Raw genomic sequence first — 13,986 nt, forward strand, 5'->3', positions numbered from 1 at the left:
ACGGCAAAATGATTGGAGGTCCGAGCGTTTTGCCATGTCATTTGGTGTACAAATAATATTGTAAGAGAAAAGACTACAATGTAATCTTTTCTCCCAGTTCCTTTAGCTACTTACTAACTGTAGACATCTTTTTCAAAGGTTATTTCACCCATTTATTTTGAAACGATGCGATTGCATCATATTCTTGCTCTAATGCTCGAGATATACGGATATAAATAGCTGTTAAATCTTGATAAATGTCAACATTTTCTTGAATTGGCTGATGGGAATGTGTACTACCGACTAATTGTTTCATAATGGAAAAGTCGTCAATTTCCCCTAATGCATACATGCCTAAAACGATAGCACCAAGACAAGAGCTTTCAAAGCTTTCTGGAACGACTACTTCTTGATCAAAAATATCTGCCATCATTTGTCTCCATAGTTCAGAACGGGCAAATCCACCTGTTGCTTGAATTTGCTTTGGTGCTCCAATAACTTCTTGAAGGGCAAGCATAACCGTATAAAGATTTAAGATAACTCCCTCTAATACAGCTCTTACCATATGTTCTTTTTTATGATGTAATCCGAGTCCAAAGAAAGATCCTCTTGCATTGGAATTCCACAAAGGCGCTCTTTCTCCAGCTAGATATGGATGGAATAATAAACCATCCGCACCAGGTGTGACCCGGGAAGCAATCTTTGTTAAAACTTCATATGGATCAATTCCAAGTCTTTTTGCCGTTTCAACTTCCGAAGAGGCCAATTCATCACGAACCCAACGGAAAGTCATTCCACCATTATTAACAGGTCCGCCAACTACCCAGTGATCTTCTGTTAAGCAATAGCAAAAGATTCTTCCTTTAGGATCTGTGACTGGTTTATCGGTTACAGTCCGAATCGCTCCGCTTGTACCAATTGTCACTGCAACTACACCAGGGTCAATAGCATTTACTCCCAGATTAGAAAGAACACCATCACTTGCCCCAACAACAAATGGAGTTTCTGCAGGAATTCCAATCTCTTTAGCATATTTATCCTTAAGCCCTGTTAAATAATGAGTAGTAGGAACTGGCTTCGCCAACTGCTCAGGAGTTACACCAGCAACTTCTAAAGCTTCCTGATCCCAATTTAACTGTTCAAGATTAAACATTCCAGTCGCAGAAGCAATAGAATAATCGATAACAAACTCATCAAATAAGCGATAGAATATATATTCCTTTATGCCAATAAATTTAGTTGCTTTTGTAAAAATGTCTGGTTGATCATTTCTTAGCCATGTTAATTTGGCTAAAGGAGACATAGGGTGAATTGGTGTTCCCGTTCTGCGATATATGTCTAAGCCATTATGCTCCTCTTTGATTTTTTTCGCCCAAGTAGAAGCACGGCTATCTGCCCACGTAATACAGCGTGTTAATGGTTTTCCATTTTCGCCTAATGCAATAACGCTATGCATGGCAGAGCTGAAGGAAACTAATTTTAGGTTCTTTGCATCCACTTTGGCTTTTTGAATAGCTGTACTCATTGTTTCTAATACAGCCTGAAAAATTTGTTCAGGATCCTGTTCGGCAATTGCAGGTGCAGGGCTGTGTAGTGGATATTCTACATGATGCATGCTTAAGACTTTGCCAGCTTCAGCAAATAGAACAGATTTTGTACTTGTTGTGCCAATGTCTACACCTAAATATAGGGATGTTGAACTCATTATAAAAACTCCTTTATATGGAAAAGTGTAAAAAATATTTCATAGAAAACATTTTATATAGAAAAAAATTTCTTTATCTATATTTTAAAGGATATATATTAATTTTGAAACTGTTTTCATGTATTATTTTAAATTAATTTGCTTTCCTTTAGAGGCTGGTTGAATTTGATTGTCTATATATAAGGGTTAGCTATACATTTTTGCTCTAAATAGTGTAAAAACAAAGCAAAAATATGCTAAGATGAAACCATCCTAAGTGTAAGGAGCTGTTTGAATGAATAACGAAATGGAAACGATGTATGAGACTATTTATAATCAAATACTCCATTATCAAAACCAACTGGAAGCAATTTTATGTCAAAATTCGGATACATTGCAAGAAGAGGAGCAAGAACAGTTTAATCGAATGTCTATTGCTCTCCAAGCTTCAAAAGATATTCTGGAAAATATGCTAACACCAGGGAAGAAACTGAACTTCATTTATGAAAAAGGAATGTTCAGCCTGGAAATGTTTGATGAAAAATAAGTATTAAAGAAGAATATCTTCGCTTGGACGAATATTCTTCTTTCGAAATTCTCCAGGTGTCATGCCCGTTGATTTTCGAAACACCTTCGTAAAATAGTTTGCATTTGCAAAGCCTACCTGAACGGAAATATCCTCAATGGAATATTTGGTTTGATATAATAGCTCTGCCCCTTTTATTATCCGGATATTTGTTAAGTATTGGATAGGTGTAATCCCAAGCACTTTTTTAAATAAACGGGTAAAATGGAAGCGGGAAAGTTTGGCTGCCTCAGCCATATCATCAGGACCAATTGGTTTATCATAGTGATTTTGCGCAAATAATGTTGCATTTAATATACTTTCAGGCAATGGAATGTCTCCCATATTCTTCTTGTATTGATACACTTCCATTATAAAGGAATAAGCAAGACTAGATGCTTGGTACGCATTCGTTATATTCTTCTCATTTGCTAATTGATAAATGTGAAGAAGCTGCTGTATGGGTCTAGAATCAGAAGCTAATTGGATAATGAATTGATTATTCTCTGTGAAGGAATGCCAGCATTTTTTTACCGATTCCCCATATAAAGTAATAAAAATGAATTCCCATTGCTCGCTATTTTGTGGTAGATAATATCTGTATTCCTCTGAAATATCAATCAGAAATGCTTTTCCAGCGGTTAATCGATGATCTTTTCCTCCAACTTCAATTGCTCCCATTCCAGAAATAGTATATTGGAAAATATACATGCTATCCTCTTTACGCTTTTTTCCTTTCCAATTATAAAGATAAGATGTTTGATTTTCCCATCCAATCGACCAAATTTGGGCAACCTCTTTTGTAATTTTTTCCGTAAATCTGTATGCAAATACATTATTATCTTTTTTAGGCAATGAGAAAGCCCCTTTCTAAGTCGAGATAACATAGGTAGATACTTGCCTGTATAGATGAATGGTAATTTGAGCTAATATTAATTTTATCAGAAATTTTTCTGCTGAATAGCAAAATATTACCCTTTTCCCTTTCTTATTTTACCATTGAGAGAGAACGGTTTGAAGCATAAAATAAAAATGTAAACGGTTCAATAAATTATTGATAACGAGAGGGAAAATAATCGTTCATATATAAAGGAGAGACACAAATGGCAAATAACCTATATACAACTTTTACTGATATTTTTAACGAAGGGGAAACAAGAATACGTACTTTTTTTGCACCAGGACGTGTGAATTTAATAGGAGAACATACAGATTATAATGGAGGGCATGTCTTTCCTTGTGCCTTATCCATTGGAACAACAGCAATTGTTCGAAAAAGATATGATAGAATGATTCACTTCTATTCTACCAATTTTTCCAATTTAGGTGTGATAAAGATATCCTTAGATAATCTAGTCTACGATCAAGGAGATGATTGGGCGAATTACCCAAAAGGAGTTATTGCAATACTTGCACAACATGGATATAAACTAGATTCTGGATTTGATGTTTTATATGAAGGAGCAATACCAAATGGTGCGGGCCTATCGTCCTCTGCTTCTATTGAAGTAGTAACAGCTATCATGATAAATGAGCTCTACTCTTTTGCGATTGATCGAATTTCGCTAGTGAAAATGTGTCAGCAGGCAGAGAATGAGTTTATTGGTGTAAGCTGTGGCATCATGGATCAATTCGCAATTGGAATGGGAAAAGAAAAACATGCCATTTTACTAGATTGCGATACGCTTGATTATACCTACAGTCCACTCGATTTAGAGGATGCGTCGCTAATTATTGCAAATACCAATAAGCGCAGGGGGCTTGCTGATTCTAAATATAATGAGAGACGAGGGGAATGTGAGAGAGCACTAAAAGACTTGCAAGAAGAGCTAGATATTCGTTCGCTTGGAGAGTTAACTAAGGAGGAATTTGATGCAAATGCTCATTTCATTAAGCAAGATATTGATCGATTAAGAGCAAAGCATGCTGTATATGAAAATGCCAGAACAATTATGGCGGTAAAGAAACTACAAGAAGGCGATATTGCGGGATTTGGACAATTGATGAACGCATCCCATGTCTCCTTAAGGGATGATTATGAAGTTACTGGGAAAGAATTGGATGCTTTAGTGGAGGCAGCATGGGAACAAGAAGGTGTCATAGGTTCTCGTATGACAGGTGCAGGCTTTGGTGGTTGTACAATCAGCATTGTGAACAACAAATATATTGATGCCTTCATCGAAACGGTAGGGGCGAAATACGAGGAGCAGACAGGATTAAAGGCAGACTTTTATGTTGTTCAAGTTGGTGATGGTGCAAAAGAAATGGTGGAAGAATAGAAGCTAATAATAAGAGGAGGAGTAAGAAATGGCAATTCTAGTATGTGGTGGTGCTGGGTATATTGGAAGTCATATGGTGTCTGAACTATTAGACAGAGGGGAAGAAGTAGTTGTTGTCGATAATCTCCAAACAGGACATAAAGCAGCCGTATTAGAAAATGCAGCACTTTATATTGGTGATTTGCGAGATGCACAATTCCTAGATGCTGTGTTTAAGAAACATTCGATTGATGCGGTTGTCCATTTTGCTGCCGACTCCTTAGTAGGAGAAAGTGTAAACAATCCATTGAAGTACTATGACAATAATGTATATGGTGCGATGTCGCTTTTAAAGGCAATGCAGTCAAATGGTGTGAAGAAAATGGTATTCTCGTCAACTGCTGCAACGTATGGGGAAGCGAAGAATTTTCCGATACAAGAAAGTGATCCTACTACTCCGACGAATCCATATGGTGAGACAAAGCTTGCGATTGAGAAAATGTTAAAGTGGACGGAAGAGGCGTATGGGATTCATTTTGTTGCTCTAAGATACTTTAATGTTGCAGGAGCACATATGGATGGTAAATTAGGAGAAGATCATTTTCCTGAAACACATCTGATTCCGATTATTTTACAAGTGGCATTAGGAAGTAGAGAAGCAATTAGCATCTTTGGCGATGATTATGATACGCATGACGGAACATGTATAAGAGATTATATTCATGTCACTGATTTAGCGAATGCTCATATACTTGCTTTGGATAAATTGGAAAAAGAGGGGACAAGTGGGATATACAATTTAGGTAGCGGAACTGGATTTACTGTGAAAGAGGTAATGGAAGCAGCAAGAAAGGTAACCGGCCATCCTATCCCAACTGTGCTTGCACCTAGAAGAGCAGGAGATCCTGCCCGATTAGTTGCTTCTTCAGAAAAGGCAAAAGAAGAATTAGGCTGGAATCCACAGTATACTTCTTTAGAAAAAATGATTGGTAGTGCATGGAGATGGTTCCAGGAAAATCCAGAAGGCTATCAAGATAGATAATGGGGAATGACTAAGAAGAAAGGAGCAATAGTAGATGACAACAACTATTTATCATCATGTAGAACAATTGCTTCATTATGGACTAAAATCAGGGTTATTAAATAAATGGGATATAGATGTAGTACGAAATAAATTACTCGAAATACTAGAATTGGATGATTTTGTTCCATCTGAAAAAAATGAAGTAGCAGATACAGATTTGCGAATTATTTTAGATGAAATTTTAGATTGGGCAGCAGAAAATAATCGCTTACTAGAGTCGACGATTACCTACCGCGATTTATTGGATACAAAATTAATGGGTTGCTTTGTTCCATTGCCATCTGAAATAAATAATAGATTTGAAAGGCTTTATAAAGAAAAGGGAGCAGAGCAAGCAACGAGCTGGTTTTATGATTTTTCGAAAAAGGTGGATTATATCCGAACCGATCGAATTGCCAAAAATGAAGAATGGCTGGCACAAACGGGTTATGGGGATTTAGAGATTACGATTAATTTATCAAAACCAGAGAAAGATCCGAAAGAAATTGCAGCTGCCAAAAAAGTAAAGCAAGGCTCCTATCCAAAATGTTTGCTATGTAAAGAAAATGCTGGTTATGCGGGAAGAGTAAATCATCCTGCAAGACAAAATCATCGCATTATACCTGTAACGTTAGAAGAGGAACAGTGGTTTCTGCAGTTTTCGCCATATGTGTATTACAAGGAACATGCTATATGTTTTTCCGAGAAGCATGAACCAATGACAATTTCTAAACATACATTTGCTAGATTACTAGGCTTTGTCAAACAATACCCTCATTATTTTATAGGTTCCAATGCAGACCTACCAATTGTTGGAGGATCGATTTTGACCCATGAGCATTTTCAAGGAGGATTTCATGAATTTCCGATGGCAAAGGCGGAAGTAGAAACAGCGTTTACAATGGACCGGTTTCCTTCTATTCAAGCAGGTATTGTCAAATGGCCGATGTCTGTTCTTCGATTACAAGGAACAGATAGACAAGAATTAGTAGAGGCATCTGATTATATATTAAAACAATGGATGGGTTATAGTGATGAAACGGTAGATATTATTGCATACACAGCAGATACTCGCCATAACACGATTACACCGATTGCTAGAATGCGAAATGGATTCTTTGAAATAGACTTAGTGCTCCGCAATAACCGCACATGTGAAGAGCATCCACATGGCATCTTTCATCCACATGAGGAAGTCCATGCAATTAAACAGGAAAATATCGGTCTCATTGAAGTGATGGGCTTAGCAGTCTTGCCAGGTCGCTTAAAAGAAGAGATGAGCATGCTTGCAGACAAAATTTTACAAGCAGATTTCGAAGTGAACATCAAAGACGAGCCTGCTATTATAAAACATCTAAATTGGGCAAAGGTTGTTAAAGAAAAAAATCCGCAAATGACAAGAAAAAATGTACACTCCATCTTACAAAAAGAAATAGGGATAGTGTTTGAGACCATTTTGCATCATGCAGGTGTATTTAAAAGAGATGACAAAGGAAAGAAAGCATTTCAACGATTTGTAGCAACATTGCAAAAAACAAAGTGAAAATAATGGACTATTTCCTTCCCGTTTTTAAAGAAGGAAATTAGAATTTTGGATAGTCGCCCGCTCGCCTGATGGAAAGCGAGTGGACGACTAGGATCAAACTAATTTTGTCTATCCAAGAACCTTTAACGCCAAATGATTATGAATCGTTTTGTAAAAATGATGCTTATCTGTTTGGCGTTTTTTTAGCCTAAGTTTTGGATTGGGAATATGCAACTGTACTTTATGATAATCTCGATACGATAAATAAATGGTATAGACTGATTTCCTAAAAGAAGCAAAGAATGCTTCAGGTATCATAATTCTTTTTAAAGCTCCTTCATATGGTTCAATCTGAAAGAAATACTGTCTATGCATATTATTTCGGTCACGGAAAAGTATCTGTTCCATGTCTTCCGGGTAATCGCCGGCTATACCAATATCGAACCGGAAGAAACCATTCGTATATTCACAATTTACTAATTCTGCATACATGGGAACTTTAATATAGTTATAGGGCTGACTTAAAGGGGTTGCCCAATAAGCTGTACCTTTTTTTACAATATGTTTTTTGTTTTTTTCTTGGTTCATCCATTTAAATAATGTTTCAATATCTTTATAGCGCTTTTGCTGAAATAATTGATAACAAACAACATTATAAGGATGATGAAAATGATCGCTGATTTCATAATCAAAGGAAGAAGTCGTACGTAATATTTTTTTCATGGTTGCTATATATGCTTTTCTTTTTAAAAATTCATCTATTTTTCCCTTAAATGTTTGAGTGTTCTCGTTTCCTAGCGTATGATATCGATTCATAAAACCATTAAAGCAATCAAATTCATAAAGTCGATTAAAAATCATTTTCTTTAATTCTGCATCCATCTCCTTCTTTTTAAAATAGTGAATGACTTTTCTATTACAATGCATTTTATTTAAAACATTTGTTTGCTTAGTCAAAGACTCATTATTTTCATCTAAACGATTTAAATAATAAATAATCGCTTTCGTGGTCGAGATTTTCTTGCAATTCGTTAGTAATTCCATGAAAAATTGCTTGTCCTCCGCATATTTCATCTCAGGGAATTTAATTTGATTATCTTTAACAATACTGGCTTTCATTAATCTTGCTCTCGGTCCTAAATGATGAAAAATATGTGGGATACTCGTTGGGGGAATACTTCTCCTTTCTTTCCAAGATTCATGTTCTGCTACAATGGCACTTTTATTGGAAGTAACTCTAATTGTTTTTCCCACTACATAGTCATCATCTGTTTCATTTAATACACTATAAAGCTTTTCTAAGCCAGTTTTTTCAAACCAATCATCCGCATCTAAAAAAGTTAGATAGGGGGCAGTTGAAAGTTCGATTCCCAAATTTCTAGGATAAGCAGGGGTACCGCTGTTTTTTGCAAGAAAGGCGAGTTTAATATTGGGATGTTCTTTAACGAACGTTTTTAAGATAGAACGAGTCTGATCTTTAGAGCCATCGTCAACAATTATATATTCAATCTGCGGCATAATAGATTGATTTAAAACAGATTCAATTGTATGCTTGATTGTTTTTTCATTATTATATACGGGTGTAATGACAGAGATAAGGGGCTGATTTAAATAGTTTTCACTTTGATATAAATCAAAGTTATATTTATTTTTGTGAAGAGATGATATCTTTTTCATTGGTTTCCCTACCTTCATATTAACCTAAAAGAAACTCCTACTAGCAATCATTATGAATCAACAAGCAGGAGAGTATACGTCTAAATAGAAAAAGTAGTTAATACGTTTGTATTATTATCCTGTATAATAAAGGTAGAAAAGAAAAGGGACCAAAGTGAAACTAGCTAGATGTAATCAAGTACATAAGTGTAATAAAATGAAAGGGCTCTCTATAGTATTAATTGGAAAAGTAAGGGGATTAATTAATAAGGTTTGTAAGAGATAAGGAGGTTTATTGGTGACAACAATTGGGGATATTGCAAGACTTGCAGGTGTAGCGAAAAGTACGGTATCTCGTTATTTAAATGATGGTTCTGTAAGTGAAGCAACAAAACGGAAAATACAGCATATTATTAAAGAAACGGGCTATTCGCCTAATGCATTTGCTCAAAGCTTAAAGGCAAAGAAACCAAATATTATTGGGACTATTGTTCCTAGATTAGATTCATATGCTTCTTCGCGCACCTTAATTGGAATAGATGAAGAATTAAAGACCATGAATTATCAAATGCTTATTTCTCATTCCAATCTAGATTTAGAACGAGAAATTGAAAATATTCACTCATTAGTAAGGCAAAAGGTTGCAGGGATTATTTTATTAGCGACGGAAATAACGGACCGTCACTTATCGATAATAAAGGAAGTAGATATTCCTGTGCTAATAGTCGGTCAACAGCATAAGGAGATTCATAGTTTAATTCATAATGATTATGAAGCAGCCTATGAAGTGGGGAAATATATTCTATCTCAGGGACATAAAAGAATTGCATTTCTTGGAGTCAATGAAAAAAATGTTGCGGTAGGAATTGATCGAAAAAAAGGTTTTAAAAAAAGTTTGGAGGATATAGCAGATATAGATGTAAGATTTTTTGAAATAAATAGAAATAATGTAGAAGCGTCTTCCGTTGTTTATGACATAATGAATACATTCTGTCCTAGTATCATTATTTGTGCTACAGATAATCTTGCAATCGGTGCAATGAAAGCGGTTTATTCGATGGGGATTTCTATTCCGAATGATCTATCCATTACTGGTTTTGGAGGATACGAAATGACAGAAATGATTCATCCTGGCTTAACCACTGCTAAGTTTTTTTATGAAGATGCTGGAAACCTTGCCGCTAGGAAGATGCTTAGTCTAATAAGAGGAGAGGATACCCCATTGAAAACAGTATCTGGTTTTGAAATCATTTATAGGGAAAGTGTAAGGCAGGTTTAGGAATGCCTATCGTTCAGGTAAGCTGTATGAATATAATAAGGATAAAATAGGTGATAACAGCTGAAGTTTGCAACATTATGCTTCGGCGGTTATCCTTTTAAGAACAAATGAAGGTTGACTCGGGAAAAAGAAATAAATTATAATTCATTATGAAAGCGATTACTGATCAGTGTGTTTATTAAAAATAAAAAAAGTTTGTTAAATTTCCTGACAAGTTTAGCGATTTCTAGGCATACTTTTAGTAGTATATGTGATAATGATAAAGGAACGGAATAACTGGTCTAGACATCTAGATATATAGTTGATGAATCAATTTTAGAAGGGATTAATGAAATCATGATAACAGATGAACAACAGGAATTAGTTTTAAAAAACTTATGCATTTACACAGAATCAGGCATTTTTCCAAAAGGGTATATGGTAATAAAGGGTGGAAAAATCGATACGATAGGTTTAATGGAATCCTTTCATGAAGAAGACTGGAGTAATATGCGAATAATAGATTTCCCTATGGGGATGAATTTAATTCCAGGATTCATTGATATCCATATCCATGGAGCAAATGATGCAGATGCGATGGATGGGTCATGGAATGCCTTAGAAAGAATGGCCGATACTTTACCAAAGGAAGGGACAACAAGCTTTTTAGCAACGACAATGACGCAAGATGCAGAAAGTATCGAAAAGGCGCTGTCTACTATTGCTCAGTATCTCGGATCTGCTAATCAAACTGGAAAAGCAGAAATAATCGGAATTCATTTGGAAGGTCCGTTTATCTCAGAAAAAAGAGTAGGGGCGCAGCCAATCCAGTCTGTTAAAAAGCCTGATGTAGCCCTTTTTAAAAAATGGCAAAGACTAGCCCAAAATCACATCAAGCTTGTTACAATGGCACCTGAGGAAGATGAAAACTTCGAACTTGTTCGCTATTTAAAGGGTGAAAATATTGTCCCATCAATGGGGCATTCAGATGCTGTTTACGATCAAGTACTATCAAGCATTCAAGCGGGAGTTAATCATGTTACACATCTTTTTAATGGCATGAGAGGCCTCCATCATCGTGATCCTGGAGTTGCAGGTGCAGCTTTGCTTCATTCAGAGTTAGTGGCAGAAATGATTGTTGATGGTGTACATATTCATCCAGAAATCGTTAAGCTTGCTTTTTTCCAAAAGGGTGTTGATCATATCATTCTAATTACAGATAGTATGCGTGCCAAATGGCTTGACGATGGTATTTCCTCATTAGGCGGACAAAAGGTAATTGTGAAGGATGGGAAGGCTTTATTGGAAAATGGTGCCCTTGCTGGAAGTACCCTAAAAATGAATGATGCTATCAATAATATGATGAATTTCACAGGATGTACATTGCAGGATGTAGTAAAGATGGCTTCTTATAATCCAGCTAAGCAAATAGGAATTTTAGATAGAAAAGGAAGTATTGCAAAAGGCAAGGATGCAGATTTAGTCGTATTAGATGAAAATAATCAAGTTGCATTAACAATTTGCAATGGACAAATCGTTTATTCAAATGGAGGAGTAACAGCATGAAACTAATTGAAGTACAAAATTATGATGAAATGAGCAAATTAGCTGCGGAAATAATTATTGAGCAAGTCCAAACGAAGACAAATAGTGTTTTAGGACTTGCAACTGGTGGTACTCCGGTAGGTATGTATCAATATTTAATGAAGGATTTCACCCAAAATAAAACTTCCTATGAGCAAGTAATTACACTCAATTTAGATGAATATATTGGGTTGGAAAAGGACAATCCACAAAGCTATAGCTATTTTATGAAAGAGCAATTATTTAACCATATTAATATTCCAGAAAATCAAACATACTTGCCATCTGCCAAAAGTGTTCACGATGAAGAGGCAGGTAGAAATTATGAAAAGCTTATTGAAACAGTAGGTGGAATAGATATGCAAATTTTAGGAATTGGAGAAAATGGGCATATCGGTTTTAATGAGCCGGGGACTTCTTTTTCTTCTACTACAGGTATTGTAAAACTAGCTGACTCTACAAGAGAAGCAAATGCACGCTATTTTACTAAAATGGAAGACGTGCCAACACATGCCATCTCTATGGGGATATCCACCATCATGAAAAGTCGACAAATCGTGTTACTTGTTTCCGGAGTGAAAAAAGCTCCAATTTTAAATCAGTTATTCCAAACAGATGTGAACGAGAATCTACCTGCATCTATTTTGAAAAAACATCCGGATGTTACGGTAATTGCTGATCAGGAAGCACTTTCGATTTTAAAAGAAAAAAAAGGGAGTGTGTTTAGTTGATTATAAAAGATTCGCATATCCCCATTTATTATCAATTAGAGATGGAAATAAAAGAAATCATTAAAGAATTAACACCAGGGGATCCGATTAGTTCAGAACGGGAATTTTCGGAAAAGTACGGGATCAGCAGGATGACGGTACGTCAAGCAATAAATAATTTAGTAGCAGAAGGTGTTCTTGTTCGTCAAAGAGGAAAAGGAACTTTTGTTGCTACTCCTAAAGTAGAACAGGAGCTTTCTGGGCTGACAAGTTTTTCAGAAGATATGCGTTCAAGAGGACTAACTCCGAAAACAAAAATTTTAGATTTTAAGACGATACCTTGTCCAAGAGGGGTTGCTTCTAAATTAAGGATAGAAGAGGAAGAGATGGTCTATGAGTTTAGTCGCTTGCGAATAGCAGATGAAATTCCTATGGCACTTGAAACCTCGTATATTCCGACAGCTTTGATTAAAGAGCTTCAGGAAGAAACTTTGCATGGTTCTATTTATGAGTATGTGGAAAAGACTTTACAATTAAAGATTAGTCATGCCACCCAGACAATAGAGTCAACCTTGTCTCAAAAAAATGAAAGTATACCTCTTGGGATTAAAGAAGGAGCACCTGCATTATTGATGGAACGATATAGTTATTTGGAAAATGGTACGCCTTTTGAATATGTTAAATCTATTTATCGTGGCGATCGTTATAAATTTGTGATTGATATGAAGAGGTCCCAATCATGAAGAAGCATAGAACGACAGAAACCAGTAATGAAAAAAGCCTGTTATTAGATGAATGGAGTTCTTTTGAAATTGTTCAGTTTATGAACCAAGAAGATGGCGGAATTACAAATGCGGTAAAAGAAGCATTGCCAATGATTGCCTTAGCTGTTGATGGAATTGTAGACCGATGGAAGCTTGGCGGGAGAATTTTTGTGATTGGTGCAGGTACTAGCGGAAGGTTAGGAGTAGTAGACGCTGTTGAGCTTGTTCCTACTTTTTCGATTGAAGAGGATCGCTGGATAGGAATCTTAGCAGGTGGTTATGAGGCGATGTGGACCTCTTTAGAAGAGACAGAAGATGACGAACAGCTTATACAATCAACCTTAGAAGATTATAATTTTTCAGCGAGAGATGTATTAATTGGTGTGACCGCTAGTGGGTCCACCCCGTTTGTCCTTGCAGCCATTCATTATGGAAATGAAAGAAATGGATTGACAATCGGGATAAGCAATAATGAAAGTACAATGCTCTCCTCTATTTGTGATTATGGAATTGAAGCAATAACAGGTCCAGAAGTTATTAGAGGATCGACACGTTTAAAAGCGGGAACAGCTCAAAAAATGGTGTTGAATATGCTATCAACCGCATCAATGGTGAGAGTAGGGAAGGTATACCGCAATGAAATGGTAGATATGAAGCTCATTAATAATAAGCTTGTATATCGGGCTGTACAAACATTGATGAATGCGACAGATCTTAGTGAGGCAGATGCTGCAAGAATACTAAAAGAGAATGATCATAATTTGAAAGTATCTATTTTTCGTGTTTTAACAGGTGGAACAAAGGAGGATTCGCTTCATTATCTTGGTGAAGCTGACGGGCATATTAAGCATGCTATTCAATTGTATTATCAAAAAAATTAGAGAATGACTATTTAAAGGAGGGATGCCTAAAAAGAGACAGTAATAGAGAGATTTTATCT

At 36.0% G+C, this 13,986-nt stretch carries 12 protein-coding genes; 9 read left to right on the top strand and 3 right to left on the bottom strand.

The genetic code is table 11. The features are described 5' to 3' along the window. Nucleotides 1-139: 139 nt before the first annotated feature. Nucleotides 140-1,684, bottom strand: a complete 1,545-nt coding sequence (gntK, locus tag ACTNDN_RS09845; RefSeq protein WP_031536819.1) for a gluconokinase — start codon at nt 1,682-1,684, stop codon at nt 140-142. 274 nt (nt 1,685-1,958) lie between these two features. Between gntK and ACTNDN_RS09850 the strand changes: the two genes are divergently transcribed. Then, entirely contained in the window at nt 1,959-2,210 is a 252-nt protein-coding gene (locus ACTNDN_RS09850) for a hypothetical protein (RefSeq protein WP_031536820.1), read from the top strand. Nucleotides 2,211-2,213: 3 nt separating this feature from the next. Here ACTNDN_RS09850 and ACTNDN_RS09855 read toward each other — a convergent pair whose 3' ends face one another. After that, nucleotides 2,214-3,083 (bottom strand): AraC family transcriptional regulator, encoded by an 870-nt coding sequence (locus ACTNDN_RS09855; RefSeq protein ID WP_031536821.1) that lies wholly within the window; start codon nt 3,081-3,083, stop codon nt 2,214-2,216. A gap of 248 nt (nt 3,084-3,331) precedes the next feature. Between ACTNDN_RS09855 and ACTNDN_RS09860 the strand changes: the two genes are divergently transcribed. Genes ACTNDN_RS09860 through galT form a run of 3 tightly spaced genes read left to right on the top strand, consistent with a single transcriptional unit; the run spans nt 3,332 to nt 7,092 of the window. Beyond that, a complete protein-coding gene (locus ACTNDN_RS09860; RefSeq protein WP_031536822.1) occupies nt 3,332-4,507 on the top strand; it encodes a galactokinase in 1,176 nt (391 codons plus the stop codon). 28 nt (nt 4,508-4,535) lie between these two features. Further along, nucleotides 4,536-5,528, top strand: a complete 993-nt coding sequence (gene galE, locus ACTNDN_RS09865) for a UDP-glucose 4-epimerase GalE (protein WP_031536823.1) — start codon at nt 4,536-4,538, stop codon at nt 5,526-5,528. Between the two features lie 34 nt (nt 5,529-5,562). Next, entirely contained in the window at nt 5,563-7,092 is a 1,530-nt protein-coding gene (galT, locus tag ACTNDN_RS09870; protein WP_031536824.1) for a UDP-glucose--hexose-1-phosphate uridylyltransferase, read from the top strand. A 111-nt stretch (nt 7,093-7,203) separates the two neighbouring features. Here the strand turns inward: galT and ACTNDN_RS09875 are convergent, their stop codons facing one another. Next, on the bottom strand, nt 7,204-8,751 hold the full coding sequence (locus tag ACTNDN_RS09875) for a glycosyltransferase family 2 protein (RefSeq protein ID WP_031536825.1): 1,548 nt from the start codon (nt 8,749-8,751) through the stop codon (nt 7,204-7,206). A gap of 277 nt (nt 8,752-9,028) precedes the next feature. On the opposite strand from ACTNDN_RS09875, the gene ACTNDN_RS09880 reads away from it, so the two are divergent. The 5 genes from ACTNDN_RS09880 (at nt 9,029) to murQ (ending at nt 13,927) form a co-directional block, all read left to right on the top strand. Beyond that, nucleotides 9,029-10,009: a LacI family DNA-binding transcriptional regulator gene (locus ACTNDN_RS09880; protein ID WP_031536827.1), complete on the top strand. Its 981-nt coding sequence runs from the start codon at nt 9,029-9,031 to the stop codon at nt 10,007-10,009. Nucleotides 10,010-10,345: 336 nt separating this feature from the next. Then, nucleotides 10,346-11,554 (top strand): N-acetylglucosamine-6-phosphate deacetylase, encoded by a 1,209-nt coding sequence (gene nagA / locus ACTNDN_RS09885; RefSeq protein ID WP_031536828.1) that lies wholly within the window; start codon nt 10,346-10,348, stop codon nt 11,552-11,554. Continuing rightward, entirely contained in the window at nt 11,551-12,303 is a 753-nt protein-coding gene (gene nagB, locus ACTNDN_RS09890) for a glucosamine-6-phosphate deaminase (protein ID WP_031536829.1), read from the top strand. The genes nagA and nagB overlap by 4 nt, the downstream gene beginning before the upstream one ends. After that, nucleotides 12,300-13,025, top strand: a complete 726-nt coding sequence (locus ACTNDN_RS09895) for a GntR family transcriptional regulator (RefSeq protein WP_031536830.1) — start codon at nt 12,300-12,302, stop codon at nt 13,023-13,025. Before nagB ends, ACTNDN_RS09895 begins: the two co-directional genes overlap by 4 nt. Continuing rightward, nucleotides 13,022-13,927: an N-acetylmuramic acid 6-phosphate etherase gene (murQ, locus tag ACTNDN_RS09900; RefSeq protein WP_031536831.1), complete on the top strand. Its 906-nt coding sequence runs from the start codon at nt 13,022-13,024 to the stop codon at nt 13,925-13,927. The genes ACTNDN_RS09895 and murQ overlap by 4 nt, the downstream gene beginning before the upstream one ends. Nucleotides 13,928-13,986 lie beyond the last annotated feature (59 nt).

This window comes from Niallia sp. HCP3S3_B10 (assembly GCF_052064465.1).
GTDB classification, from domain to species: domain Bacteria; phylum Bacillota; class Bacilli; order Bacillales; family Cytobacillaceae; genus Niallia; species Niallia hominis.

What these genes read in the sequence shown, in the direction of transcription:
- nagB (WP_031536829.1), top strand. Translation starts at nt 11,551, where the DNA reads ATGAAACTAATTGAAGTACAAAATTATGATGAAATGAGCAAATTAGCT.
- nagA (WP_031536828.1), top strand. Translation starts at nt 10,346, where the DNA reads ATGATAACAGATGAACAACAGGAATTAGTTTTAAAAAACTTATGCATT.
- ACTNDN_RS09860 (WP_031536822.1), top strand. Translation starts at nt 3,332, where the DNA reads ATGGCAAATAACCTATATACAACTTTTACTGATATTTTTAACGAAGGG.
- ACTNDN_RS09875 (WP_031536825.1), bottom strand. Translation starts at nt 8,751, where the DNA reads ATGAAAAAGATATCATCTCTTCACAAAAATAAATATAACTTTGATTTA.
- murQ (WP_031536831.1), top strand. Translation starts at nt 13,022, where the DNA reads ATGAAGAAGCATAGAACGACAGAAACCAGTAATGAAAAAAGCCTGTTA.
- galT (WP_031536824.1), top strand. Translation starts at nt 5,563, where the DNA reads ATGACAACAACTATTTATCATCATGTAGAACAATTGCTTCATTATGGA.
- galE (WP_031536823.1), top strand. Translation starts at nt 4,536, where the DNA reads ATGGCAATTCTAGTATGTGGTGGTGCTGGGTATATTGGAAGTCATATG.
- ACTNDN_RS09850 (WP_031536820.1), top strand. Translation starts at nt 1,959, where the DNA reads ATGAATAACGAAATGGAAACGATGTATGAGACTATTTATAATCAAATA.
- gntK (WP_031536819.1), bottom strand. Translation starts at nt 1,684, where the DNA reads ATGAGTTCAACATCCCTATATTTAGGTGTAGACATTGGCACAACAAGT.